At 28.3% G+C, this 25,530-nt stretch carries 26 protein-coding genes; 22 read left to right on the top strand and 4 right to left on the bottom strand.

What is annotated here, in order from left to right; genetic code table 11:
* The first annotated feature begins 11 nt into the window (after window positions 1–11).
* The 7 genes from CLPUN_RS25315 to CLPUN_RS25290 all read left to right on the top strand — a co-directional run bounded on the left by CLPUN_RS25315 (window position 12) and on the right by CLPUN_RS25290 (window position 5,655).
* Window positions 12–383, top strand: coding sequence for a hypothetical protein (locus CLPUN_RS25315; RefSeq protein ID WP_077849966.1), 372 nt, complete (start codon window positions 12–14; stop codon window positions 381–383).
* 2 nt (window positions 384–385) lie between these two features.
* Window positions 386–550: a hypothetical protein gene (locus CLPUN_RS28275; protein ID WP_198944408.1), complete on the top strand. Its 165-nt coding sequence runs from the start codon at window positions 386–388 to the stop codon at window positions 548–550.
* A gap of 472 nt (window positions 551–1,022) precedes the next feature.
* Window positions 1,023–3,164 carry an Ig-like domain-containing protein gene (locus tag CLPUN_RS25310; RefSeq protein ID WP_077849965.1) on the top strand — a complete coding sequence of 714 codons (2,142 nt, stop codon included), beginning with the start codon at window positions 1,023–1,025 and terminating at the stop codon, window positions 3,162–3,164.
* A gap of 203 nt (window positions 3,165–3,367) precedes the next feature.
* Complete coding sequence (locus CLPUN_RS25305; protein WP_077849964.1) at window positions 3,368–3,598, top strand: hemolysin XhlA family protein; 231 nt, start codon at window positions 3,368–3,370, stop codon at window positions 3,596–3,598.
* 27 nt (window positions 3,599–3,625) lie between these two features.
* Window positions 3,626–3,859 carry a phage holin gene (locus CLPUN_RS25300; protein WP_077849963.1) on the top strand — a complete coding sequence of 78 codons (234 nt, stop codon included), beginning with the start codon at window positions 3,626–3,628 and terminating at the stop codon, window positions 3,857–3,859.
* Window positions 3,860–4,169: 310 nt separating this feature from the next.
* Window positions 4,170–4,406 (top strand): phage holin, encoded by a 237-nt coding sequence (locus tag CLPUN_RS25295; RefSeq protein ID WP_077849962.1) that lies wholly within the window; start codon window positions 4,170–4,172, stop codon window positions 4,404–4,406.
* A 391-nt stretch (window positions 4,407–4,797) separates the two neighbouring features.
* Entirely contained in the window at window positions 4,798–5,655 is an 858-nt protein-coding gene (locus CLPUN_RS25290; protein WP_077849961.1) for an N-acetylmuramoyl-L-alanine amidase, read from the top strand.
* A gap of 343 nt (window positions 5,656–5,998) precedes the next feature.
* Here the strand turns inward: CLPUN_RS25290 and CLPUN_RS25285 are convergent, their stop codons facing one another.
* Window positions 5,999–6,643, bottom strand: a complete 645-nt coding sequence (locus tag CLPUN_RS25285; protein WP_077849960.1) for an HD domain-containing protein — start codon at window positions 6,641–6,643, stop codon at window positions 5,999–6,001.
* A gap of 413 nt (window positions 6,644–7,056) precedes the next feature.
* On the opposite strand from CLPUN_RS25285, the gene CLPUN_RS25280 reads away from it, so the two are divergent.
* From CLPUN_RS25280 to CLPUN_RS25270, 3 genes are all read left to right on the top strand, one after another.
* Window positions 7,057–7,914 carry a YitT family protein gene (locus tag CLPUN_RS25280; RefSeq protein WP_077849959.1) on the top strand — a complete coding sequence of 286 codons (858 nt, stop codon included), beginning with the start codon at window positions 7,057–7,059 and terminating at the stop codon, window positions 7,912–7,914.
* A 237-nt stretch (window positions 7,915–8,151) separates the two neighbouring features.
* Window positions 8,152–8,340 (top strand): DUF6440 family protein, encoded by a 189-nt coding sequence (locus CLPUN_RS25275; protein WP_077849958.1) that lies wholly within the window; start codon window positions 8,152–8,154, stop codon window positions 8,338–8,340.
* A 114-nt stretch (window positions 8,341–8,454) separates the two neighbouring features.
* Entirely contained in the window at window positions 8,455–8,847 is a 393-nt protein-coding gene (locus tag CLPUN_RS25270) for a hypothetical protein (protein WP_077849957.1), read from the top strand.
* A 199-nt stretch (window positions 8,848–9,046) separates the two neighbouring features.
* Here CLPUN_RS25270 and CLPUN_RS25265 read toward each other — a convergent pair whose 3' ends face one another.
* A complete protein-coding gene (locus CLPUN_RS25265) occupies window positions 9,047–9,451 on the bottom strand; it encodes a PTS sugar transporter subunit IIB (RefSeq protein WP_077849956.1) in 405 nt (134 codons plus the stop codon).
* Between the two features lie 391 nt (window positions 9,452–9,842).
* On the opposite strand from CLPUN_RS25265, the gene CLPUN_RS25260 reads away from it, so the two are divergent.
* The 3 genes from CLPUN_RS25260 (at window position 9,843) to rho (ending at window position 14,210) form a co-directional block, all read left to right on the top strand.
* A complete protein-coding gene (locus tag CLPUN_RS25260) occupies window positions 9,843–10,148 on the top strand; it encodes a hypothetical protein (RefSeq protein WP_077849955.1) in 306 nt (101 codons plus the stop codon).
* A gap of 173 nt (window positions 10,149–10,321) precedes the next feature.
* Window positions 10,322–11,932: a CTP synthase gene (locus CLPUN_RS25255; RefSeq protein WP_077849954.1), complete on the top strand. Its 1,611-nt coding sequence runs from the start codon at window positions 10,322–10,324 to the stop codon at window positions 11,930–11,932.
* Window positions 11,933–12,614: 682 nt separating this feature from the next.
* Window positions 12,615–14,210 (top strand): transcription termination factor Rho, encoded by a 1,596-nt coding sequence (rho, locus tag CLPUN_RS25250; RefSeq protein WP_077849953.1) that lies wholly within the window; start codon window positions 12,615–12,617, stop codon window positions 14,208–14,210.
* A gap of 177 nt (window positions 14,211–14,387) precedes the next feature.
* Here the strand turns inward: rho and CLPUN_RS25245 are convergent, their stop codons facing one another.
* The gene (locus CLPUN_RS25245; protein ID WP_077849952.1) at window positions 14,388–15,494 is read right to left on the bottom strand and encodes an MGDG synthase family glycosyltransferase; all 1,107 of its coding nucleotides are present in this window, start codon (window positions 15,492–15,494) and stop codon (window positions 14,388–14,390) included.
* Between the two features lie 245 nt (window positions 15,495–15,739).
* Complete coding sequence (gene rpmE / locus CLPUN_RS25240) at window positions 15,740–15,946, bottom strand: 50S ribosomal protein L31 (RefSeq protein ID WP_077849951.1); 207 nt, start codon at window positions 15,944–15,946, stop codon at window positions 15,740–15,742.
* A gap of 263 nt (window positions 15,947–16,209) precedes the next feature.
* Between rpmE and CLPUN_RS25235 the strand changes: the two genes are divergently transcribed.
* The 9 genes from CLPUN_RS25235 to wecB all read left to right on the top strand — a co-directional run bounded on the left by CLPUN_RS25235 (window position 16,210) and on the right by wecB (window position 25,496).
* Window positions 16,210–16,800, top strand: coding sequence for a thymidine kinase (locus tag CLPUN_RS25235; RefSeq protein WP_077849950.1), 591 nt, complete (start codon window positions 16,210–16,212; stop codon window positions 16,798–16,800).
* A 30-nt stretch (window positions 16,801–16,830) separates the two neighbouring features.
* Entirely contained in the window at window positions 16,831–18,591 is a 1,761-nt protein-coding gene (prmC, locus tag CLPUN_RS25230) for a peptide chain release factor N(5)-glutamine methyltransferase (RefSeq protein ID WP_077849949.1), read from the top strand.
* Between the two features lie 64 nt (window positions 18,592–18,655).
* The gene (prfA, locus tag CLPUN_RS25225; RefSeq protein WP_077849948.1) at window positions 18,656–19,738 is read left to right on the top strand and encodes a peptide chain release factor 1; all 1,083 of its coding nucleotides are present in this window, start codon (window positions 18,656–18,658) and stop codon (window positions 19,736–19,738) included.
* 168 nt (window positions 19,739–19,906) lie between these two features.
* Entirely contained in the window at window positions 19,907–20,494 is a 588-nt protein-coding gene (locus CLPUN_RS25220) for a hypothetical protein (RefSeq protein WP_077849947.1), read from the top strand.
* Window positions 20,495–20,584: 90 nt separating this feature from the next.
* Entirely contained in the window at window positions 20,585–21,634 is a 1,050-nt protein-coding gene (locus CLPUN_RS25215) for an L-threonylcarbamoyladenylate synthase (protein ID WP_077849946.1), read from the top strand.
* Window positions 21,635–21,777: 143 nt separating this feature from the next.
* Entirely contained in the window at window positions 21,778–22,227 is a 450-nt protein-coding gene (rpiB, locus tag CLPUN_RS25210; protein WP_077849945.1) for a ribose 5-phosphate isomerase B, read from the top strand.
* A 235-nt stretch (window positions 22,228–22,462) separates the two neighbouring features.
* Window positions 22,463–23,092 carry a uracil phosphoribosyltransferase gene (gene upp / locus CLPUN_RS25205; protein WP_077849944.1) on the top strand — a complete coding sequence of 210 codons (630 nt, stop codon included), beginning with the start codon at window positions 22,463–22,465 and terminating at the stop codon, window positions 23,090–23,092.
* 499 nt (window positions 23,093–23,591) lie between these two features.
* Window positions 23,592–24,086: a deoxycytidylate deaminase gene (locus tag CLPUN_RS25200; protein WP_077849943.1), complete on the top strand. Its 495-nt coding sequence runs from the start codon at window positions 23,592–23,594 to the stop codon at window positions 24,084–24,086.
* A 261-nt stretch (window positions 24,087–24,347) separates the two neighbouring features.
* The gene (wecB, locus tag CLPUN_RS25195) at window positions 24,348–25,496 is read left to right on the top strand and encodes a non-hydrolyzing UDP-N-acetylglucosamine 2-epimerase (RefSeq protein WP_077849942.1); all 1,149 of its coding nucleotides are present in this window, start codon (window positions 24,348–24,350) and stop codon (window positions 25,494–25,496) included.
* Window positions 25,497–25,530: the final 34 nt, after the last annotated feature.

Here is a 25,530-nt window from a genome sequence, read left to right as displayed (position 1 = left end):
AGGTATCATGTATGGATGAAAATATAAAAGTTTATGTACAAGTAAATAGTGAGAATATTATTACCCAGATAAATAGTAGTATATTCATTACAGATTTAACAGGTTGGGTACAAATAGATGAGGGTCAAGGAGATAAATATGCTCATGCACAAGGAAACTACTTTCCTAAAGAAAAACCTTTAACGGATATTCAGTTTAGATATAACTACAAGTTAGTTGATGGGAAGGTTATAGAATTAACAAATAAAGAAAAGGACAGTTTGTTTCCAGCACCAACGCCACAATCAACTAAAGAAGAATTATTGCAAAAACAATTACTAGAAACACAAGCTATGTTGGCAAATTTACAAGAACAAATATTATTAAATAATGGAGGTAAGTAAATATGGGAACTATAATGGAAAATCTAATTAATAACAAATTTTATGCTACAAAGGAAGAGGTTGCAAAAAAGTTAAATGTATTCTTTGCTTTTAATGTTATTGTAGAAGCTGATTATACTAAATTAATGCAATTAACAGAAAGTAAATATACTGTTACTGCATCATAGCAAGAATGGACGTAGAACTAAAGATAAAAAATAAGTAATAGAATAGCACAAATTAAGTGCTTTTTTATCACGTAATATTTACATTGTTATATTATATATAGATAAAAAGCAGTAAAAATATGAACAATTATCTAAGACTTTCAGGAGTCTTTTTTCTTGTTTTACTTTATAAACAAAATTGTAGAAAAACTATAGGTATTGTATAGAAAGTCTATAAGAAACGTACTATAACAAGCCTTATACTAGTATTAGAAGCAGAAGACAAAAATATTTTTCTATAATTTACTGAAGAGTATATAGGAGCTAATGATAAAAAATAAATTTTCAATATTGCAATATCACAATTAAAAGTCAACAAAAGATGGAGAGAAAAATATATTCAAAAAAAGTTAAGAGGAGGAATTTTTTATTTGAATAGACGAAAGTAATGCATTTATTAAATTTATAACAGATAATTTTAGGAGGTATAAACATGGAAAAAGAAACAAATTTAACAGAAAAAAGTTTAAGTATCACAGCCACACCAATTGAAGGGGAAAATTATGTGCATCTTGAATGGACAAACCTTGGAGCAGGGTATAAGTATATGGTTTATTCAAAAGGACAAAATGAAGCAGTATATCAAAGCATTCCTTCAAAAACCAATATAAGAGTATTAAATATATATCCAGGTAAAGGTAATAATCTAAAAGGATGGATGGAAAATCCTAATAGTGAAAGTGCAAATGGATATGGTAAGGCATTGATAGCTGTAGATGAAGTAAATATTGATGCCTTTAATGCAAATCCAATGTCATATATGAAAGATGCAAATGGTAGTTGGAAATATGATGTCATTTATGAAGGCGCATGGGATGTTAACAATTCAAAAGATTTATCAATTCAAGGGTTAACTACTATCAAAGAGTTTATTGATTCAGGAAGAGGATATTTGTGTGGACACGATACAATTTTTACAAGAAATGATTTTACTGCAACTAATAGAAATAAACTTGTATCATATATTAATCTTAAAACAGCAACATACAGCGATTCATATAACATGGGATCAAGCTCTATCAAAATATTAAAAAAGGGACTACTTACAAATTATCCATGGAGTATAGGTGACATTGGTACAACCTTAAATGTTCCTATGTCACATACATCAAGCCAGTTTGCTAGTGGTGATGTATGGATGAGTTATAGCAATAACCAGTGGAGTTCAGCTAAAGAGATTTCATCTTACGAAGGACAAGAGGTAACTAATAATTTCTATCTTACAACTTGGAACAATACAGCTATGATTCAAACAGGTCATTCAAATGGCGCTGCAACACCAGATGAGCAAAAATTACTTGCAAATACATTATTTTATTTAGCTCAACTAACAAGTGATACTTCTTGTGATGATCATAAAGGTCAAGATTTAACAGCTCCAGATAAAGTAACCATTACTAGTGCATCAAATGATGATAAAAATTTAAATATATCTTACTCTAAGGCAAATGATAATGGAACAAAGTATGAATATTATGTTAAAGCCAGTGATGGTAATACAGCTAATGACATAACTTCAAGTACTGTTTCTACTATAAATACATCAGGAATTGCTGGATATTCATATGTTATAGATAATATAGAAAATACAGAACCAAATAGCAGTATTGATACTAAGGACTTATCAATATCTGTACCATTATCTCAATTAGATTTATTAAAGCCTATTTATATTCATATTAAAGCTATCGATAATGCAGGAAACTTATCAGAAACTACTCATTATAAATATGAATATATAGCTAGCTTAGATTTAGACAAAACAGCAATAGTTCTAAAAGAAGGTGAAGCAGAACAATTAACTGCAATAACAGATCCACCAGCCATGGAAGTAACTTGGTCTTCAAGTGATACTTCAGTAGCGACAGTAGATGCAAAGGGTAAAGTCACAGCAATAAAAAAAGGGCAGGTGACTATAACTGCAACTACAACTAATGGCAGTAACTTAAGTGCAACTTGCATTGTAACGGTAAAAAAGAAAATTATTTTAGATGTGGAGCCAGAAAAAAATAAAATTCACTTAAAAGAAAATGCAGTAGTTCGTTTAACTATAGATAATATAAAAGAAATAGCAGCAGAAGATGCAATAATAAAGTACGACAGTACTAAATTAAAATTTATAGGAATGACTGAAGTTAAAGGAATAAAATTAGTAAAATTAGAACAAGATGAGGATGAATTAAGAATAATAACTGCTAGCAGAGGTTTGTCTAGAATAGTTAATGATAAGAAAATACTATTAAAATTGTATTTCAAAGGAATAGCTTCAGGAGAGGCTTTGGTTGATGTAATTAAAGGTAAAGTTACTGATGGTATAGAAATGGAAAAAGATTTAATAGATGATGAATGTGGACAAACAACCATAATTATAGATGATGTTGTAGTAGATGATGTAAATCATACTGGTGAATTCACTCTTTTGGACTTAGGTATTGATGGCAGGCACTTAGGAGAAGATCCTAAAACACTTCCACAATATAATACTGATCAAGTAATCAATGGAGCAATAGATGATGACGACTTATTAAAGATTGGTGAATATATGCTTACTAATCCTAATTATAGGTTTAATTAATATATAAAACAAATAGATATATGAAAATCTATATAAGGCACTTGCAGAAATGTAAGTGTCTTTTGCTGCTACAAAAAAATAATTATGTAGAAATAATTAACCGTGGAAAAACATTATTATTAACAAAACGAAAATTTAACCAAATAATTAAATATTAATACAAAACTTCTTTTAATAATTCAATTCAAGAGAGGAAGTGTAACATGAATGAAGAGCTAATAAGAGATAAACTAGAAACTCATGACCTACGTTTAAATAATCATGGTTCCAGAATAGATAAATTGGAGCAAGATAGTGCCAGTTTTAAGATAGAACTGAAAAATTTATGTGATAATTTAAAAGCTTTAACAAGTGTACTAAAAGGACTTATAGGACTTGGAGCAACAACGTTAGTGGGCTTTTTTATTTATACCATAGAAAAATTAATGAAGTAAAAATATTATAGAAAGAAGGATATCAAAATGAATATTAATTGGAAAACAAGATTTACTAACAAAATATTTTTAATAGCAATAGCAAGTGCCATAGTCTTATTAAGCCAGCAATTAGGTTTTAATATATTTCCAGACAATTGGGCAGATATACTTAATACTATATTAACAATACTTATTTTACTTGGTATAGTTATTGATCCTAGTACTTCTGGAATGAGTGATGCTAAAGATAGTAATTCTAAAATAATGGAAGAAAAATAAATAGAATTTATATTAACTAAATTTATGTATATATGTTGCAATAATAAATCTACATCTAAAAACTTGTAATTATAATCAGCTGTAAGTAATTTATATATAAAAATCTAATTGTAACATATATAATTTATTATAAGATCCGTATATTGGAAATTTATAGAGATAAAATATAAAACAATAGAATATATTTATATTGTAATTAAAAAATGAATCTATGAAAAGAAACCATAGATTTTAAAGTTATTCTCTCATGTTATGCAATAAAGGGACAAGGACCTAAATAAAAAAATATTAAGAAAGAAGGATGGTAGAAATGAATATTGATTGGAAATCAAGATTTACTAACAAAACATTTTTAGTAGCAATGGCAAGTGCTATAGTTTTATTAACTCAGCAGTTAGGTTTAGATATATTTCCTAGCAATTGGGCAGATATACTTAATACTATATTAACAATATTTATTTTACTTGGTATTGTTATTGATCCTAGTACTTCTGGAATAAGTGATAAAAAAGGCAACAGTGAGAAAACAATTGAGAAAAATAAATAAGGTCAATAATAGATATCATCAATTAGTTAAAGAGGATTTAGGTAGAGAATGATAAATATAGGATATTAAATAAAGTGGAGATATATATTATAAATTTATTACTAAAATTATGTTTATAAAACGATATATGTGTTGCAATTAAGTTTATACAATACAGTAAAGTTAGTTTTATATGCTAATGCTAATATATCTTTTTGTAAAATCATTATTGCAACATATATATTAAAAAATTTATGGAGATAAAATATAAAAATAATAGAATATGTCCATATATTTATACTGTAATTTGAACTAAATATATGAAAAGAGAGAGTACTTATAAAGTTACTTTCTCATATTATGTAATAGAGAAAAAAATTAACGTTATAACTATAAAAGGGATGGTGAAGTTATGAAAATTGGATTAAGAGCAGGGCATTCAGATAATTGTCCAGGTGCTATAGGAATAGTTGATGAGCATGAGCAGATGAAAGTTTTTTATTCATCCGTAAAAACTATTTTAGAGAATTATGGACATACAGTTATAGACTGTAACAGTAATGCAAGCACTCCGAGTAGAGAATTATCAGAGGGAGCTTATAAGGCTAATAGTAACAATGTTGAATTATTTGTGTCTTTGCATATGAATGCAAGTGATGGACAAGGGTATGGAACAGAAGCCTGGGTTAGCAGCATAAACAGTAAATCTTATAACAGGGCAAATAATTTATGTGTGAATTTTGGTAGTTTGGGTTTTACAAATAGAGGAGTTAAAACTTCTTCAACTTTATATGAAATGAAATATGTTGCTGCTCCTAATATTATATTTGAAATTTGTTTTTGTGATAGCCAAATAGATATAGATATTTATAACAAATATTCATGGGAAAAACTATCTTATATGTTTGCAAATGCTATAGATAGTAATATTCCTAAAGAACCTAAGGTATGGAAATTAGGTTGGAATCAAGATTCAACAGGCTGGTGGTATTGTACAGATTTAGGGAATAAATATTATTATAAAGATTGTTGGCAAATGATAGAGGGTTCATGGTATTCCTTTGACAGTCGTGGATATGCAAGGGAATCTGCTTGGCTAGAAGAAAATGGAAAATGGTATTATTTAAAAAGTAATTGTGCCATGGCAAAATCAGAATGGTTATGGATAGATGGTGAATGTTATTGCTTTGACGAACATGGAGTATTATACGTAGACGCTACAACTCCAGATGGCTATAGAGTTGATGAAAGTGGTGCATGGATTCCATAAAAGTAAACCATGAAATTTAAAATATAAAGTATATTAATAAGCAACAGTAATAATAATGAATACCTGACCTTCTTTAGGTACACTAAGAGTATTAAATAGAGAAGAGAAAGCTAAGAAATATATTGAAAATTTAAACAAAGAAGTATAAAATTATATAAAGAAAGCTTATTATATATTAGCTATAATATATAATTTGAATTGTAGATAAAGGCGTTTTCTTAAAATTAAGAAAATGCTTTTTCCTTCTATGAAGAAATTATATTATAAACTCAATAAAATCCTTATTTTTACTATGTGCTTTTAGCAACTCTATATCCATTTTGTATTTCTTAAAATATGCTTATTATATTAAGCCATCCCATTCCTCATAAAATTCTGAAAGAAAATTTTCCATATATTTATGGCGTGATTCAGCTATTTTTTTTGCAGCTTCGGTATTCATTAAAGCTTTTAAATTTAAGAGCTTTTCATAAAAATGATTAATGGTAGTTCCGTTAAGGGTAGAATATTCTTCAAAATTCATATTATCACGTGGTTTTTTATTAGGGATATGCATAGGCCTATTTTTATTCCCTCCATATGCAAAGGTCCTTGCAATACCAATGGCCCCTATTGCATCAAGTCTATCTGCATCTTGTACTATTTTTCCTTCTAAACTTTCAGGAACTTGACTATCTGTACCTTTAAAAGATATTGAAGCAATTATATTACAGATAAATTCTATTTTTACATCGGATATTTTATTATTCTTTAAAAAATCTTCTGCATTTGAATAAGTAGATACATTACCATCAAATAACTTATAATCATCAACATCATGTAGTAGAGCAGCTAATTGAATTATCTCTAAATTACCATTTTCTTTTTTGCATATAGAAGTAGATAAATTATATACTCTAACACTGTGATAATAATCATGTCCGCTGTAATCATTTTGAAATCTATTTTTAATATAAGATAGTGTTTTTTCTAATAAATCTTCATCCATAAGTTTTCTCCAATTAGTAAGATATAAATTACTAGTTATACATAGCAAATTAACATTTTGTTAATTATAACATAAGTATCAAGGAAGATTAAGTAATAAAAGATTTAAAAAATTGAGTTTCATGAATATTAAACAGGTTAAAATATTATATTAATAAAGGTAGGTGTATTTTAAAAATCTTTGTACCGTAGAAAGATAGAGTGTAATTATACTAGTTTTAAAATAAGATGCTTATTGAAAATATTTATAGAACATTTGTAAAGTACAAATAAATAGATATATACTCTTGAGAAAAATTAATAAAGTGTAAATATTTGAATAACGGAAATATAGTATTTAAAACTATGTTATAATTTAAATAATATATATTAAATCTCATATAAAATATATTATTTAAATAAGGGAGGAATTACATGAAAAAAAAACAAAATGTTATTTTATCTAAGCTGAGCAGAGTATTATTTATGATAGTAGGTTCAATTTTAGCAGCAATAGGTCTTGAAATATTTTTAATACCTAACAATATAATTGATGGTGGAATAACTGGAATATCAATAATGGCAAGCTATGTAACAAATATTCAACTAGGAATATTTATAGTCATATTGAATATACCTTTTGTTATTTTAGGTTACAGACAAATAGGTAAGACCTTTGCTCTTTCAACTATATTTTCAGTAATATGCTTTTCAATTTGTGTAACTTTACTTCATCCAGTTTCAAGTATAACGCAAGATACACTTCTAGCTACTATATTTGGAGGAATTATATTAGGCGTAGGAATAGGATTAATTATAAGAAATGGTGGATCACTAGATGGAAGTGAAATTGTTGCTATCCTTTTAGAAAAAAGAAGTGTATTTTCTATCGGAGAAATAGTTATGTTTATAAACTTTTTCATATTAGGGAGCTCAGGCTTTTTATTTGGCTGGGATAGAGCTATGTATTCGTTAATAGCTTATTTTATTGCATTTAAGGTAATAGATATAACTGTTGAGGGTCTTGAAGAGTCAAAAGCAGTAATTATTGTTTCTGACAAGAGCGGAGATATTTCTAAAGCAATAATTGATAGACTTGGTAGAGGAATTACTTTGTTAGATGGAAAAGGCGCTTATAGTGGTTATGAAACAGAAGTTATATATGTAGTGTTATCAAGGCTTGAGGTGGCTAAATTAAAAGATATTGTACGTGGTTTTGATAAAGAGGCATTAATTACAATTACAAGCGTTGAAGGTACTGGTAAAAAGTATCAGAAAAAAGCAATACATTAGTATTTCATATGGAGAACATGAAATAAGTTTAATTAAAGATACTTACAGAAATGTAAGTATCTTTAATTACTATATAATATGAATAGAATTGATTATGATATTTAGATATGTATATTTAAATAAAAAATAAGTATAGATATATATTTACAATAGTTTTCTTTTAAAATTGAATAATTGAGTGTTGTAAAAATATGCTATAATAATGAAAAAATTATTAGTTTAAGGAGAGAAGAAATAATGTTTGGTAAAGAATCTAATGAAAGGTTTAATGTTATTTTAAAAGAGGGTACTATGTCTGGTTGTAAGATAATAGTAGACAAAGAAACTGGAGTTAACTATTTATTTAGTTGGGATGGATATGCTGGTGGGATAACACCATTACTTAATCAAGAAGGAAAACCAGTTATTACATTAAACAATAAATAACAATACATATAAAAGAAGCTAAACGACTTAATTCTGCTGGATTTAGTTGTTTATCCTCTTTGCTTAAAATTAAATCATCTCTCAAAATTGATAATATGAAATTAAGGGGGAAATATGGATAGAGAAGATATTATAATTAGTAAATATGGAGTTTATCCCAAAGAAGAATATAGAAAGGAAATCAGAAAATTATTAATAGAAGAAATTAATAATGAAGAGTATGTTGAAAGTCATGATTGCTTAAGGCTTTTATGTTTCTTGTTATTTTCAATTGGAAAAGTAGAAGATTGCGAACTTATATGGAAAGCTAAAATGTTGAATATGGATACGGGATGCATGATCGATGCATTATTTTTGTGTGGAGCAGGTTATAAGGAAACACTATCGTATATTAAAAGTAAAGAAGGATTAGAAAAAATGGAGCTTTTTGTAACAAAGGATGTAGATGAAGATTTTATCAAAGAGGAAGTAATTAATGAATTTAAAAGCTACTATAACGTAATGTAAGAAATCAAAGTTGATTGATATATTCTTTTATAAAGGATTACTATTGTCTTTTATAAAAACATAAAAATATTCATGATACGTCTAAAAAACATGTTTAAGTAATGCACAATAGTAATTGCGATGAATTTATTTATAAATAAAAAGTAAGTCCCTGTTAAAGGAACTTACTTAATGAAGATTAATAATTTAAGTAAAATAATTAAGTTTTACTATTTCTATGAGCAACATGTCTAGTAACCATCATAGTATTTTCTTCATTAGGAAAATATACTGGATTTATTTTAGACTGATTATATAAATCTAGTATATCTATAACATCTACGACCAACTCTTTAAAACTCATAAGCCCGTACATTCTTGGTGGAAGAATATAAATAGGTATGCTAGGGGTTGAAACTTTTAGCATTTTTTTTACCTCCATTATTAGATGAGGGCAACATACAAGGATATCAAATTCAGACATTTTCTTATTTGCTGTAAAAAATGGAGAAAATTCGATATAATAATCGTTTTCCATTTGATTTTCCAATATTTCCTTTTGTACCTTACTAGACAAGGCACTTGAGGAGAAACCACCAGCACAACATAAAAGAATTTTTATCATTTTAAAACCTCCATTTTATAAAATTATCTTATAGGAATTTACTAAAATAAATGTATTAATTCAATAAATACAAGCCATTATTTTTTTAAAAGCATATTATTTTAGAATAAAAGTATATAAATTATATTTTACATAAAGTCACAATTTTTGTAATGCTTTTATTGCAAAGTTTATGATTTATTTTTCTTAATTGATTAGCTTTAAAAATTGTGGCTATAATTAAAATAATATAAGGCAAAGGTTTGTAAAAATTTTGATTTTGAGAAAAAATATATAAGCTCAAATTAAAATCTTAAATTAATACATTGAAGAATTAACTTGAAAATTATAAAAGAATTAACTTATTAACTCTTAACAGTTAACTGAAATAAATCCTCATGGAGGAAGATAAATGCAAAGTAGATTAAAATATATAAAAATATTAAAAAATATATGTAATTATTATGGAATTGATGAAGAGAATTTTGTAGAATTATTAAAAAATAGAGATAATAAATACTTATTATTACTAATTCTAAAAAATAATCATTGCTTAGATAAGGCAGAAGTTAAAGAAATATTTAAATTAAAAACTTCTAAAGGTATAAGTAATAGCTTGAGATTAGCAGAAGAAAAGCTACTGATAAACAGAATCTTTAGAGAAAGATATTTTGAATTAGAAGATAATATAGAAAAGAGTGATATGACGAATTTATAAAAAAAAGACTAGATATTAATAAAAATCTGTGATAATATATTACCTATGTTATTAAACGACGCAAATAACCCATAATATATTTTATGAGGTAATTCACATTATAGCATTAGTTGAAAAAAAAGTCAATTAAAATATTAAAATACAAAAATATTATTTAACATGGGAGGATAAAGATGAGCACGAAATATGTTTTTGTTACAGGTGGAGTTGTATCAGCATTAGGTAAAGGAATAACGGCAGCATCTCTTGGAAGATTATTAAAGAATAGAGGCGTGAAAATTTCTCTTCAAAAATTTGACCCATATTTAAATGTAGATCCAGGAACAATGAGCCCATATCAGCATGGAGAAGTTTTTGTAACTGATGATGGAGCTGAAACGGATTTAGATTTAGGGCATTATGAAAGATTCATAGATGAAAGTCTAACTCAAAATTCAAATGTTACAACAGGTAAGATATACAGCTCCGTTATAGAGAAAGAAAGAAGAGGGGAATACCTTGGAGGTACAGTGCAAGTAATTCCTCATATAACAAATGCTATAAAGGATAAAGTATATCAAGTAGCAAAAGAAAGAGACGTAGATGTAGTAATAACTGAAATTGGTGGAACAGTTGGAGATATTGAATCTCAACCATTTTTAGAATCTATTAGACAAATCAAAAGTGAAGTTGGAGCAGAAAATGTTTGTTATATCCATGTAACGTTAGTGCCATTCTTAGGTAAAGCAGGAGAATTAAAAACAAAACCTACTCAACATTCAGTAAAAGAATTGAGAACTATAGGTATTCAACCAGATATTATAGTTTGTAGAACAGAAAAAGAATTATCAGATGACATAAAAGGAAAAATCGGTTTATTCTGTAATATAGATGGAAGATCAGTAATCCAAAACCTTGATGCTGAAGATCTTTATGAAGTACCATTAATGTTACATGATGAAGGTTTAGATAACTTAGTTTGTGAAAAACTACACTTAGGCTGCAAAGATATTGATAATTCTGAATGGATTTCAATGGTACATAAGATAAAGAATCTTAAAGATAATGTTAAGATTGCTTTGGTTGGTAAATATGTTGAATTACATGATGCATATATATCAGTAGTTGAAGCTTTAAGTCATGGTGGATATAATAATGATACTAAAGTAGAAATTAAATGGGTTAATGCAGAAGAACTTGAAAAAGGTGATGTTAATGAAACACTTAAAGGTGTAGATGGAGTACTTGTTCCAGGTGGATTTGGAGATAGAGGAATCGAAGGTAAGATTTTAGCTATAAAATGGGCTAGAGAAAATAAAGTACCATTCTTAGGAATATGTTTAGGAATGCAATGTGCCGTTATAGAATATGCAAGAAATGTATTAGGATATGAAGGTGCAAATAGTTCAGAAATAAATCCAGATACAAAATATCCAGTAATAGATCTTATGAATGACCAAAAAGATATAGAAAATCTTGGTGGAACAATGAGACTTGGACAATATCCATGTAAGCTTGAGGAAGATAGCAATTCTTTTGCAGTATATAATTCAGAGCTTATAAGTGAAAGACACAGACATAGATATGAATTTAATAATACTTATAGAAACCAAATAGCTGAAGCAGGAATGCAAATTGTAGGAACTAGTCCTGATGATAGATTAGTTGAAATTGTTGAAATTAAAGATCATCCTTGGTATGTAGCAGTTCAATTCCATCCAGAATTGAAATCAAGACCCAATAAACCACATAAATTATTTATAGGATTTATTAAAGCTGCATTAGAAGAAAGTAAAGCAAAATAAATTTGTTTTATTAGAAAGTTTAATATATAATAAAACTTGAATATAACAATTTAAAAGAACTGGTAAATTTATAATAAGGATTTGCCAGTTCAAAATTATATTAAGGTATAAGGCATACTCCAGAAAATAATAAGTCAGCATAATTCTACTTTGTGTCATATTGTGTTAACATGTTTAGTTAATCCCACTATTGAGCAAATATACTTCCTTGCTTGACGTAAGGTGAAACTTTTTTGGTAGAATTTCACATTTCAGCTGAATTTAGTTGAATCTATCTTAAGGCAAAATATATATCGCATCATTAACTTATTATTTTATTTCATATGCCTAAAGAAAATATATTTTCTTAAATATTCAAAATTCTCATATCATATCTAAATATAAATATCTTATTAGAAAATTTCCTTATATAGAAATATATTATGTTGCAATAATAAAATTACATTCAAAAAAAGGTTATGTGCTGAATAAATGATTAGATATATGATGTAAAGAACTAATTGCAACGTATATAATTAAAATACATATTGTGAAAAGAAAGCTACAGATAAATTATGTAATAATAGTTTGATTTTGCTGAAAACTAAATTTGCAAAATATTATGTGGAAATTTAATTTACAAAATATTATGAATAGAAAGTGATTTTTATAGATTTTTAATCTATAAATTGGAGGTGCCAATTTGACAAAACAAGAATATGAAAGCATGACTTTAACATCTTTAAAAGACATTGCTAAAAATTTAGGTGTTAAAAATATATCTAAATATAAAAAGACTGAATTAATAGAAGAAATATTAAAAAATTCCAATAATTTTATAGAAAAAGATGGTGTGATATTAAGAGAAAATATAGCGCCTAAAATAGTAAAAGAACCTAAAAACGAAAAAGAAACAGGGAATGTAGTTAAATCTGTTAGTAATGAAGCTTCAAGGACAGCTGCGAGTGAAGTTTCAAGAGTGGTTAATAGTCAAGTTTCAAGGACAGCTGCGAGTGAAGTTTCAAGAGAGGTTAATAGTCAAGTTTCAAGGATCGCTAGTAATGAAGTTTCAAGAACTTCTAATAATAATCCAACAAGAGTAAGTAATAATACAGAATTGAATAAAGTTACAACTGAAGCTGCGAATACAGAAAAAAAAGAAGTTCTAAAGGAAATGATAAATGAATCTGTTATGGCAAAAGGAATTTTAGAAATTTTAGAAAATAACAGTTTTGGTTTTTTAAGATGCAAAAATTATTTGACTAGCAGTGATGATATTTATGTTTCTCCATCTCAAATCAGAAGATTTAATTTGAGAACAGGAGATGAAGTTGAAGGTAAGGTAAGAGAAGCGAAGGAAACAGAAAAATTTAAAGCTCTTTTATTTGTTCAAAGGGTTAATGGAGAACATCCAGAAAAAGCTATAGGTAGAAAATATTTTGAAACTTTAACACCAATATATCCTAAAGAAAGAATTAAATTAGAAACATCTAATAGTGGTGATTTATCATCTAGATTAATGGATATAATTTGTCCAATAGGTAAGGGCCAAAGAGGAATTATAGTGGCACCACCTAAAGCCGGAAAAACTACTTTATTAAAAAAGGTTGCTCAAAATATATCTAGGAATTATCCAGATATTAAATTAATAGTTCTACTTATAGATGAAAGACCAGAAGAAGTTACAGATATGAAGAGGTCTATAAATGGAGATGTAGTTTATTCAACTTTTGATGAAGAACCACAAAACCATGCTAAGGTTGCTCAAATGGTTTTAGAAAGAGCAAAGAGAATGGTTGAGCAAGGTAAAGATGTAGTTATTTTAATGGATAGTATAACTAGATTATCAAGAGCATATAACTTAACAATAACTCCTACAGGTAGAACTTTATCTGGAGGGCTTGATCCAGGTGCGCTTATAATGCCTAAAAAGTTCTTTGGAGCAGCAAGAAATATTGAAGAAGGCGGAAGCTTAACAATACTTGCAACTGCACTTGTTGAAACAGGTTCAAGAATGGATGATATGATATTTGAAGAGTTTAAGGGAACTGGAAATATGGAAGTACACTTAGATAGAAGATTACAAGAAAGAAGAATTTTCCCAGCTATAGATGTATATAAATCAGGAACTAGAAAAGAGGATTTAATATTGTCTAAGGAAGAATTAGAAGTAGCATTTGCACTAAGAAAAACAATGTATAGAGAGAAAAATGCAGATAGCGTTACAGAGAATCTTATTAATATGTTATCTAAAACTAAGGATAATGATGAATTCGTAAATACCTTCCTTAAAAAGTAGAACAAACTTAGAAACTATATAAAATTTTATTTTTATATAAGCTCTAATTTATTTATCACATTAAAGATATATGTAATAAATAATTGTACGCAGTTTATTGGAACATGTATAATTATATATTGAGATTAATTAAAGCTAATAAAAAAAGATGACCATTAGAATTTTTATGGTCATCTTTTATTTATCTAAACTAAGTTTATCTGCTAAATCAACAATTTTTGTTAATGAGTAAGTTGAAGATAATTCTTTAAGTTTATTTTTCATTTTTAATAATTCATTTGGATTTTTTATTAAATGATTTATAGTATCATTAATTTTGCTCAAATCTTTTATACAAATAGAATATCCTTCATTAGTTAGAAAATCTATATTTTCATTTTCTTGACCAGGAATTGCAAAAGGAATAACTAAAGGAATATTTTTTACGATTGATTCTGTAACTGTTAATCCGCCTGGTTTTGATATTATTACATCACAATAATCCATTAGGTAAGAGATATCTTTAGTAAAACCTAATATATGAAGCTTTTTATCTTTGAAATGGTTATCATTGCAATAATTTGTTAATTTGTTTTTTAAATGATCATTCTTACCACAAACAACTGTTATCCGTAATTTATTTGGATTTTTTAATAGCTCTTTAAGAACAATAAAAATAGTATTTAATCCAAGACTTCCACTCATAAGCAGTAAATTGAAATATTCTTCATCTTTTAAATCATCAGCAGATGTAATTTCAGTGTAAAATTTACTGTTTATCGGAATTCCTAAAGGATGTATTTTATTAGGATCAATATTTCTAGCTATTAGTGATTGTTTTGTGTAATTGCTTCCAGTAATATAAGCATCAACATAAGAATCTACATATATATAGTGAGCTTTAAAATCTGTAACTATTAAAATGTAAGGACATTTTAAGCCTTTCTTTTTTAAATCTGAAATTACGCTAATACTGAGAGCATGTGTGGCAACAATTACATCAGGATTAATTTCATTTACCAACTTTGAAACCTTTCTCTTTGTAATAAAAAAAGGAAGCTTCAAGAAGTTATTTATAAATTTATTATCTGTAAGTCTATAAAAGAATCCGTAAGTCTTTGGAAATTTTGCGGCCGAAATTTCATACCCAGCAACAATTATGTTATTTAAGATTGTGCTGCTTTTAGCCAAAAAGTCAAGCTTTGTAATTTCATATCCAGCGCTTTCAAAGGAGTCAGCTACTGAAGCAGCAGCTTGGTTATGCCCTTGACCAGTGGAGGTTGTTAAAATTAAAACTTTTTTCATGAAAGTCACTCATTTCTGCAGTATTATATTAAATAGTTTAACATTTTTATTATAAACTTTAAATATTAAAATAAACTTATCAATATATTAATATTTAGTTAAGGAAACTTTATTAATTGTCCCAGATTCCTCATAAAGGGTATCAATTTTACATTTCAATATATGTTGTATATTAAAAAAATCTATAAATGGATTGTTTCTATGCTTAAAGAAAAAGGGAAAGACAATGTCTTTCCCTAAGTTTCTTACTTGTTGTCAAGGTTAAATCTCTTGTTGAATTTATCAACTCTTCCACCAATGTCAACAATTTTTTGTTTACCAGTGAAGAATGGGTGGCATTTAGAGCATATTTCAACTTTTAGTTCTTCTTTAACAGAACCAGTAGTGAAAGTGTTTCCACATGCACACTTAACCACTGCTTCGTGGTATTCTGGATGTATGCCTTCTCTCATTATTTTTCACCTCTTTCAATTATATAAACTCATGTTAATTATTCAATAACAACCATTAGATTATAGCATAGTCAAATTTTAGCGTCAATAATAATTTACAATTTTAAAGTAAAATAGTAGTTTGAAATTTCTAAGTAATATTCAAATATAACGTAAATATAGCATGAAAATATAAAGTTAAATAATATAAAAATATCTTTTTATGCTGAGTATTAAATGTTATAATCGAATATGATACCTTAAAGAAGGAGAGAACTTTAAACGTGAGTAAATTATATTTTAGATACGGTGCTATGAATTCTGGTAAGTCAACTCATTTAATGCAAGTTGCTTATAATTATGAAGAGCGTGGGATGAAGGTAATTATTTTAAAACCTAAGGTGGATAAGAAAGGTGGTAATACCCTTGTATCCAGACTTGGAGTGAACAGACAGGTGGATCTGTTAATTTCAGAAGAAGAAAATATTTTTGATACTATTGATAATTACTTAAAGGAAAATAGAGAAATACACTGCATATTAGTGGATGAAGTTCAATTTATGAAGAAAAATCAAATAGATGAATTGTTTCAAATTGCAGTTACGTTGGATATACCTATTATATGTTATGGACTTAGAACAGATTTTAGAATGGATGGATTTGAAGGCAGTGCAAGATTACTATTGCTTGCGCATAGCATAGAAGAAATGAAGACCATATGTGCATGTGGTCAAAAAGCTATATTTAACGGAAGAAAAATAAATGGCAACTTTGTATTTGAAGGAGAACAAATTGCAATTGATGAACAGGATGATGTTAGATATGAATCATTATGCGGAGATTGCTACTACAAGTACATTGGAAATCCTAAATAAAAATAATATAAGGGAGTAGTGATTTTATTAATGAAAAGATGTGACGTTGGAGGTCAAGCTGTTATTGAAGGTGTTATGATGCGTGGCAGTAAGAGTCTTGCTACAGCAGTTAGAACTCCAAAAGGAAATATAGAAATAGATTTTAAGGACAATAGACCAGTAACAAAGAAGTATCCATTTTTAAATATACCTTTTCTTAGAGGTTTTTTTGTACTTATAGAATCTATGAAGATTGGAATGACTTCATTAAATTATTCCGCTTCATTTTTAGAGGATGAAACTGAAGAGTCTACAAAGTTTGAAAAGTGGCTTGAAGATAAATTGGGAGAAAAAGCTAATGATATATTAATGGGCGTAACCATGTTTATTTCATTTATTTTTGCAATAGGCCTTTTCGTTGCACTGCCAACTGGAGCAGCATCGTTTTTTAAAGGAGCCGGTGTATCTAATGTAGTGTTAAATTTAATTGAAGCTGCTATAAGAATAATAATTCTCCTATTATATATGTATTTTATAAGCAAGCTTAAAGACATATATAGATTATTTCAATACCATGGTGCTGAACATAAAACAATTTTCTGCTATGAAGCAATGGAAGAACTTACTGTAGAAAATGTTAAGAAACAACCAAGGCTTCATCCAAGATGTGGAACCAACTTTATGTTTTTAATAATGTTTGTTAGTATTGCAATTTTTTCCTTTACTGGTTGGGGAGGAATTGTTGAAAGATTAGTAATAAGAATTATAGGTATACCTGTAGTTACTGGAATTAGTTATGAACTTATAAAATGGCTTGGCAGAAATGAAAATATGCTAGCTAAGATAATAGCGTATCCAGGACTTAAACTTCAATTATTAACGACTAAGGAACCAGATGATTCACAAATTGAAGTTGCTATTGCATCTTTAAAAGCAGCAGAAGGTATTAAAGATCCAGATAAAACAATTGAAGAATTAATAAACATGGGGACGGTTACCTTAAAAGAAAAGGGAATTGATACAGCACGGTTAGATGCAGAATTATTACTTGGAAGTGTAATTGAAAAAAAAAGAGTTTATTTAATTAGTCATAAAGAAGATCAAGTGAGTCTAGAAGATGCTGAAAAATATTTTGATTTAATTGAAAAACGCAGAAATAAAATGCCTGTAAAGTACATTTTAAATAAGTGCGAATTTATGGGACTAGATTTTTATATTGAAAAAGGTGTATTAATTCCAAGAGATGACACAGAGATATTAGTTGAAGAAGTTCTTAAAAAGATAGATGAAAATGATGAAAAACAGGTATGCGACTTATGCTCAGGATCTGGTGCTATTGGAATAGCATTAGCTAATTTTAGAAAAAATATAAAGGTTGATTTAATAGATTACTATCTTATTCCAGAAAAAGTCTCGTTAATAAATATAGAAAAAAATGCGTTAAAAGACAGGGTGAATTTTATAAAGAGTGATTTATTAGAAAGACCTATAGAAGATGGAAAAATGTATGACATTATAGTTTCCAATCCTCCTTATATAGAGGAAGAAGAAATAACCAAGCTTATGGAGGATGTTAAAAATTATGAACCACATACTGCTTTAAGTGGCGGCATTGATGGATTGGATTTTTATAGAAAAATAATTGACCAAAGTCAAGCTGTATTAAAAAATAATGGCATATTAGCTTTTGAAATAGGTTATAATCAAGGGGAGGCAGTAAAATCATTGCTTAAAGAACATAATTTTAATGATATAAGAGTTATTAAAGATTTTGCAAGCCTTGATAGAATAGTTATAGCGGTTAACTCTTAATTGTTAACTGTATTAATATGTGTTATAATGTAGAAATGTGAAAAATGAAATACGGAGTGATTAAATGTTATTAGATAGATTAGAATTTATAGAAAATAAATATGATGAATTATCAGTTAAAATCAGTGATCCATCAATTATGCAAAATCAAAATGAATGGAGAAAACTTTGTAAAGAGCATTCTGATTTAGAGATTATAGTAAATGCTTATAGAGATTATAAGAAAGTAACAGAAGATTTAAAGGCTAATAAGGAAATGTTAAGCAGCGAAAGTGATAAAGAGATGAGAGAAATGTTAAATGAAGAGATATCTGATCTCACAAATAGAGAAGCTGAATTAGAAAATGAAATACAAATTTTATTATTACCAAAGGATCCTAATGACGACAAAAATGTATTTGTTGAAATTAGAGGAGGCGCAGGTGGTGAAGAGGCTGCACTATTTGCATATAACTTATTCAGAATGTATACAAGATATGCAGAAACTCAAAGATGGTCTACAGAAATAATGAGTTTAAATGAAACAGATCTTGGTGGTTTTAAAGAAGTTGTATTTATGATTAAAGGTAATGGTGCTTATTCTAAATTAAAGTATGAAAGTGGAGTTCACAGAGTACAAAGAGTACCAGATACTGAGTCAAGTGGAAGAATTCATACATCAACAACTACAGTAGCAGTGTTAGCAGAAGTTGACGATGTTGAAATAGAAGTTTTAGATAAAGATATCAGAATAGATGTATTTAGAGCTTCAGGAAATGGAGGACAATGCGTTAATACTACAGATTCAGCTGTTAGAATTACACATTTACCTACTGGGCTTGTAGTTTCCTGTCAAGATGAAAAATCACAATTAAAAAATAAAGAAAAGGCTATGAAGGTTTTAAAATCAAGACTTTACGAAGCAGCAGAAAGAGAAAGAGCTGAAGGAATAGCTGAAGATCGAAAGAGCCAAGTTGGAACTGGAGACAGAAGTGAAAGAATTAGAACTTATAATTATCCACAAGGAAGAGTTACTGACCATAGAATAGGTCTAACTTTATACAAGTTGGAAACATTTTTAAGTGGGGATCTTGATGAAATGATAAATGCCCTTATTACAGCAGACCAAGCTGAAAAAATGAAACTAATGGGAAATACACAAGTGTAGTAATTACTCAAAAAGCCTTGCATTAAATATGTAAGGCTTTAGGTATATGTAAAGAAATAATATTTCTCTATTCTTAGTCTATTTCAGAAAATAATAAATCAGCAGCTTAGTTATTAGATAGTGGTTCAGCCACTTTTGTTAATATGACATAAAAATGGAGGATTTAAGATGGATATATATAAAGCTATAAAAAAAGAACGATCACATTTAAAGATATTCTTAATTGCTATGGCTGTTATTGCATTTATTCTTCCTGTAACAGTAGAACTAACTGGATTGACGACTATATTTTATATTATTTATGTAGGTTTTATTGAATTTTTAATAATAATAGCAATCATAATTAAACTAAATGGTTATAAGGTAGAATATAGATGTTCAAATAACAGATTAATGTTTAAAACAGGCATTTCTTCTAAGGAATATTTAATTATTTGTGATAAGGTTGCTTTAGTACATACAAATAAATCAGATTATGATTTAGAAATAGTAATAGTAACAAGCATAGTCTTCAAAAATAGAGCATTAAGGCCAGTTGATCAAAACTTTTTAAAGAGATATCCACAAATTGTGGAACAATATGAATCGATTAAGCAGCAAAATCCTAAAAAAGATTATTATTTTCAAGTTGTAAAAAGAGGCGGATTAAAAAAATATCTTTTGTTGGATTCAATATATAAGAATTGTGTTAAAGCAATTTATACAGATGAAAGCATACAAAATATAAAGATAGCAAGAGGGCAGCTTATAGTTTAGAGAAATGATGAAAAATTAAGGCTGAAAGCTTCGAAGAGAAAGTTTTGATGCCATTGATTATTCATCAATTTGAGAAGGAAGGGAAAATATTTGAATACTAAGGTCGGCATAATTAAGGGTGAAAAAGAAGATGAAATAAGGATAAAAGAAGCAGCTGAATTTATTAAAGCAGGGGGAACCGTAGCATTTCCCACAGAGACAGTTTATGGATTAGGTGCTGATGCACTTAATGCAGAAGCGGTAGAAAAGATATTTAAAGCAAAGGGAAGACCGCAGGATAATCCACTTATAATTCATGTTGCTTCAAAAAATATAGAAGCATATGCCAAAGAAATTCCGGAGGTGGCCAATAGACTTATAGAGAAATTTTGGCCAGGACCACTTACTATAATTCTAAGAAAAAAGGATATAATACCAAATGTAACTAGTGCAAATTTAGATTCTATTGGTATTAGGATGCCTGATAATCAGATAGCTAGAAAATTAATTGAGTTTTCTAATACAACTATTGCAGCTCCTTCAGCTAATATAAGTGGAAGACCAAGTCCAACAGACTTTCAAAGATGTATAGAGGATTTAGATGGAAAAATAGACTATATCTTAGGTGGAGATCAAAGTGATATAGGAGTGGAATCAACAATAGTAGATTGTACTATAAATCCACCAATGGTTTTACGCCCAGGCGGTATTACTCTGGAAATGCTTAGAGAAATTGATTCAAGAATTGAAATAGATAAGGCTATAATGCAAAAGCCTAATAAAGATTTAAAGCCAAAAGCACCAGGAATGAAGTATAGACATTATGCACCTAATGCTAAAGTTACAATAATTTTAGGAGAAAGAAAAAAAACTGTTGAAAAAATAAAAGAAATGGTACACTATAATATAGAAAACAGTAAAAAAGTATGCATTCTCACTGTTGAAGAAAATGCTAAAGAATATACAGAAGGAATAAGTATAATTTTAGGCAGTGGAAAAGAATTATCAACAGTTGCAAGAAGCTTATTTGAAGCTTTGAGAAAATGTGATGATTTAAAAGCTGATGTGATTTTAGCAGAAGGCTATGAAGAAAAGGGCTTTGGAGTAGCTATTATGAATAGATTAAATAAAGCTGCTGGGTTTGACGTAATAGAAGTTTAAATCAGCTAAAAGTTAGCGGCTAATAGTTGAATAAGGTAGTAATTTAAAATAGATAAAATTTAATCTAAAGAATATTAATATCCTTTAGATATGTTTATAAATAAATGTTAAGACTAAATTATAATTCGGAAGGTGATTTGATTATGAAAATTGCAATTGGATGCGATCATGGTGGATTTGAACTAAAAAGTGAAATTATTAAATTTTTAGAAAATGAAAATCATGAAGTGAAAGATTTTGGTACATATTCAACTGGTTCTTGTGATTATCCTGATGTTGCACTACCAGTAGCAGAAGCTGTAGTTGCAAAGGAATATGAATTTGGTATATTAATTTGTGGAACAGGAATAGGCATAGGAATTGCGGCCAATAAAGTTCCAGGAATTAGAGCTGCATTATGTTCAGATACTTTTAGTGCACATGCAACCAGAGAACATAATAATGCTAACATATTAACTATGGGGCAAAGAGTTGTTGGGGTAGGTCTTGCTTTAGACATAGTAAAAACTTTCATAACATCAAAATTTGAAGGTGATAGACACCAAAACAGGATAGATAAAATTTCAGAAATTGAAAAAAAATACACACATTAGAAAAAAGCGCTTTAGCGCAAATAAGAACAATTCACATTAGAAAAAAGCGCTTTAGCGCAAATAAGAACATTTCACCTTAAAAAAGGTGCGTTAGCACAACCATGAACATTTCACATTAGAAAAAGCCCTTTAGCGTAATTAAGAACGTTTTAAATTAAAAAACTGGATAGAGCATATAATAAAAAATTATATAGCACTATAAATATAAAAAGTGAATTTTGGAGGAATAATAATAATGAGTAAAGTTATAGAAATAAGTCACCCACTAATACTACATAAACTGGCATTTTTAAGAGATGAAAGAACAGGTTCAAAGGATTTTAGAAAATTAGTAGAAGAAATTTCTATGTTAATGGCTTATGAAGTAACAAGGGATTTAAATATGGAAGAAGTTGAAGTGAAAACTCCAGTAGCCTTAACAAGATGTAAAATGCTTGCAGGTAAAAAGATGGCAGTAGTTCCTATTTTAAGAGCTGGTCTTGGAATGGTTGATGGAGTACTTAACTTAATTCCGGCAGCTAAGGTTGGACACATTGGATTATATAGAGATGAAAAGACTCTTCAACCAGTAGAATACTTCTGTAAAATGCCACAAGACATTGCAGAAAGAGATATAATAGTTGTTGATCCAATGCTTGCAACAGGCGGATCATCAATAGATGCTTTAACTATGTTAAAAAATAGAGGTGCAAAAAACTTAAAATTAATGTGTTTAGTAGGGGCGCCAGAAGGAATAGCTGCGGTACAAAAAGCTCATGATGATGTTGATATTTATTTAGCTTCAATAGATGAAAAGTTGAATGAACATGGATACATAGTACCAGGTCTTGGAGATGCTGGAGATAGATTATTTGGAACTAAGTAAACTTTTTTAATTTACAATTGACAATGTAGAAAGAAAAGCCAAGGTAAATTCTTACTACATTGACTACAGGGTATCCGTAAAGGGTACCAACTGTAAATTGTGAATTATAATATAGGTTGCAATTTAAAATTTATATTTTTAGTATTTTATTTCAAGGAAAAGTGAGAATAGAAAAGTGATGTTCCAAAAATGAGAATCAAAAAAGTTAATGTCCCAATTTTATATTTGGAAACATGAACGTTCTCTTTAAGCTTTTATATTTTGTTTTTTTTTTTTTGAACTTTCACATTAAATATTGTATTTAGCTAAGAGAACTTTCCCGGTGGCTATTTTATATTTCGTTCTTGGAACTTTATACTTGGAACTTTCAGCATTCATTGTTAACAGTTAACAGTTAATTCGAACATGTAGTAGTAATTAGTAAGAAATATTTAGATTTGGGGACAGAGTTATATCTGTTTATATAACCCCAAATAATATGGTTTGGGAGAAGATAAAAATGGATAGGCGTGATAAACAAAACTATTATTTAGATATTGCAGAAACAGTTCTAGAAAGAGGGACTTGTCTCAGAAGAAACTATGGCTCAATAATAGTTAAAAATGATGAAATAATTTCAACGGGTTATACTGGGTCACCAAGAGGCAGAAAAAACTGTATGGATTTAAATAGGTGTATAAGAGAGGAACTTAAAGTTCCAAGAGGAACTCATTATGAACTTTGTAGAAGTGTACATAGTGAAGCTAATGCCATAATTAGTGCTTCAAGAAGAGATATGATTGGAGCTACCTTATATTTAGTTGGAAAAGATGCAAAAACTAAAGAATATGTTAGAGATGCTAATTCTTGTTCCATGTGTAAGAGGCTGGTTATTAATGCTGGAATCTCATATGTGGTAATAAGAGACTCAGAAGGAGAATATAGGGAAATAAATGTAGAATCATGGATAGAAGATGATGATTCTTTAAAGATCATAAAGGATGCCGGATATTAATTCGGTTAATAGTTAACAATTAGCTGTTGGCGGTTAACAGTTGGTAGTTGATTTGAGATTTTAATTTTTTGTTAATTTTATGTAAATAGATTTACTATTAAGATAATGAAATAAAAAACTAGAAATCTTAATCATAATCTACAATTATTTATGTATTTAATGAATTATACAATATTATATAGCTGAGTTTTAATCATAACTGTTAACTTATAACTGTTAACTGTTAACTGAATAAAGTGGCTTGAATTAGGAGGGAATAGATTGAGGAAGAAGAAGATTATTACCATTTTTGGAACTAGACCTGAAGCTATAAAAATGGCACCTTTAGTAAAAGAACTGGAAAGAAGAGAAGAAATTGAATCAAAAGTTTGCGTAACAGCTCAACATAGAGAAATGTTAGATCAAGTTTTAGAGTTATTTGATATTAAACCAGATTTTGATTTAAACATAATGCAAACAAGACAAACGTTAACAGGAATAACTAGTAAGGTTTTAGAAGGTTTAGAAGAGGTTTTTGAAAATGAAAAACCGGATATGATATTAGTTCATGGAGATACTACAACTACTTTTGCTGGTGGTCTTGCAGCGTTTTATCAACAAATTAAAGTGGGCCATGTAGAAGCTGGTCTTAGAACCTTTAATAAGTATTTTCCTTTCCCAGAAGAAATGAATAGAAAACTAACAGGTAGTTTAGCAGATTTGCATTTTGCACCAACTAAGGGTTCCAAAGAAAATTTACTAAGAGAAGGCATAGCAGAAAGTGATGTATATATTACAGGTAATACTGTAATTGATGCTATGAAGCATACAGTTGAAGAAAATTATGTTTTTGAAAATGATAAATTAAATAATATTAATTTTAGCAAAAAGGTAATAATGATTACTGCCCACAGAAGAGAAAATTGGGGAAAAGGTATTGAAAATATTTGTATTGCATTAAATAGGATAGTTGAACAAAATGAAGATGTAGAGTTAGTATATTTAGTTCATTTAAATCCTGTTGTTAAAGATGTAGTATTTGAAAGACTTGGTGGGAATGATAGAATTCATTTATTATCGCCATTAGATACTAAAGAAACTCATAATTTAATGAATAAGTCATTTATGGTAATGACAGATTCAGGTGGTCTGCAAGAAGAAGCACCTCATTTAGGAAAGCCAGTATTGGTATTAAGAGATGTTACAGAAAGACCAGAAGCTGTTGCAGCCGGAACAGTAAAATTAGTTGGAACAGATGTAGAGCAAATAGTAAAAGAAGCAAATGAATTATTAAAAAATAAAGAAGCGTATTTAAAAATGAGCAAATCAATTAACCCTTATGGAGATGGTATTGCATCACAAAGAATAGTAGATGCTATATTTAGATATTTTGAATTAAGTAATAAGGAAGTAGAAGAATTTAGAAGATGAAGTTTGTCTAAAATTTAACAATTAACCCTTGATA

Origin of the sequence: Clostridium puniceum (assembly GCF_002006345.1) — a bacterium.
In the GTDB taxonomy this organism is placed as follows: Bacteria; Bacillota; Clostridia; order Clostridiales; family Clostridiaceae; genus Clostridium; species Clostridium puniceum.
Note: the sequence above shows the minus strand (reverse complement) of the source record. Positions and strands in the feature narration are given on the sequence as shown.

Bases quoted from the DNA above. Each gene is read 5' to 3' on its own strand.
- CLPUN_RS25315 (WP_077849966.1), top strand. From the start codon at position 12: ATGGATGAAAATATAAAAGTTTATGTACAAGTAAATAGTGAGAATATT.
- CLPUN_RS28275 (WP_198944408.1), top strand. From the start codon at position 386: ATGGGAACTATAATGGAAAATCTAATTAATAACAAATTTTATGCTACA.
- CLPUN_RS25310 (WP_077849965.1), top strand. From the start codon at position 1,023: ATGGAAAAAGAAACAAATTTAACAGAAAAAAGTTTAAGTATCACAGCC.
- CLPUN_RS25305 (WP_077849964.1), top strand. From the start codon at position 3,368: ATGAATGAAGAGCTAATAAGAGATAAACTAGAAACTCATGACCTACGT.
- CLPUN_RS25300 (WP_077849963.1), top strand. From the start codon at position 3,626: ATGAATATTAATTGGAAAACAAGATTTACTAACAAAATATTTTTAATA.
- CLPUN_RS25295 (WP_077849962.1), top strand. From the start codon at position 4,170: ATGAATATTGATTGGAAATCAAGATTTACTAACAAAACATTTTTAGTA.
- CLPUN_RS25290 (WP_077849961.1), top strand. From the start codon at position 4,798: ATGAAAATTGGATTAAGAGCAGGGCATTCAGATAATTGTCCAGGTGCT.
- CLPUN_RS25285 (WP_077849960.1), bottom strand. From the start codon at position 6,643: ATGGATGAAGATTTATTAGAAAAAACACTATCTTATATTAAAAATAGA.
- CLPUN_RS25280 (WP_077849959.1), top strand. From the start codon at position 7,057: ATGAAAAAAAAACAAAATGTTATTTTATCTAAGCTGAGCAGAGTATTA.
- CLPUN_RS25275 (WP_077849958.1), top strand. From the start codon at position 8,152: ATGTTTGGTAAAGAATCTAATGAAAGGTTTAATGTTATTTTAAAAGAG.
- CLPUN_RS25270 (WP_077849957.1), top strand. From the start codon at position 8,455: ATGGATAGAGAAGATATTATAATTAGTAAATATGGAGTTTATCCCAAA.
- CLPUN_RS25265 (WP_077849956.1), bottom strand. From the start codon at position 9,451: ATGATAAAAATTCTTTTATGTTGTGCTGGTGGTTTCTCCTCAAGTGCC.
- CLPUN_RS25260 (WP_077849955.1), top strand. From the start codon at position 9,843: ATGCAAAGTAGATTAAAATATATAAAAATATTAAAAAATATATGTAAT.
- CLPUN_RS25255 (WP_077849954.1), top strand. From the start codon at position 10,322: ATGAGCACGAAATATGTTTTTGTTACAGGTGGAGTTGTATCAGCATTA.
- CLPUN_RS25245 (WP_077849952.1), bottom strand. From the start codon at position 15,494: ATGAAAAAAGTTTTAATTTTAACAACCTCCACTGGTCAAGGGCATAAC.
- rpmE (WP_077849951.1), bottom strand. From the start codon at position 15,946: ATGAGAGAAGGCATACATCCAGAATACCACGAAGCAGTGGTTAAGTGT.
- prmC (WP_077849949.1), top strand. From the start codon at position 16,831: ATGAAAAGATGTGACGTTGGAGGTCAAGCTGTTATTGAAGGTGTTATG.
- prfA (WP_077849948.1), top strand. From the start codon at position 18,656: ATGTTATTAGATAGATTAGAATTTATAGAAAATAAATATGATGAATTA.
- CLPUN_RS25220 (WP_077849947.1), top strand. From the start codon at position 19,907: ATGGATATATATAAAGCTATAAAAAAAGAACGATCACATTTAAAGATA.
- rpiB (WP_077849945.1), top strand. From the start codon at position 21,778: ATGAAAATTGCAATTGGATGCGATCATGGTGGATTTGAACTAAAAAGT.
- upp (WP_077849944.1), top strand. From the start codon at position 22,463: ATGAGTAAAGTTATAGAAATAAGTCACCCACTAATACTACATAAACTG.
- CLPUN_RS25200 (WP_077849943.1), top strand. From the start codon at position 23,592: ATGGATAGGCGTGATAAACAAAACTATTATTTAGATATTGCAGAAACA.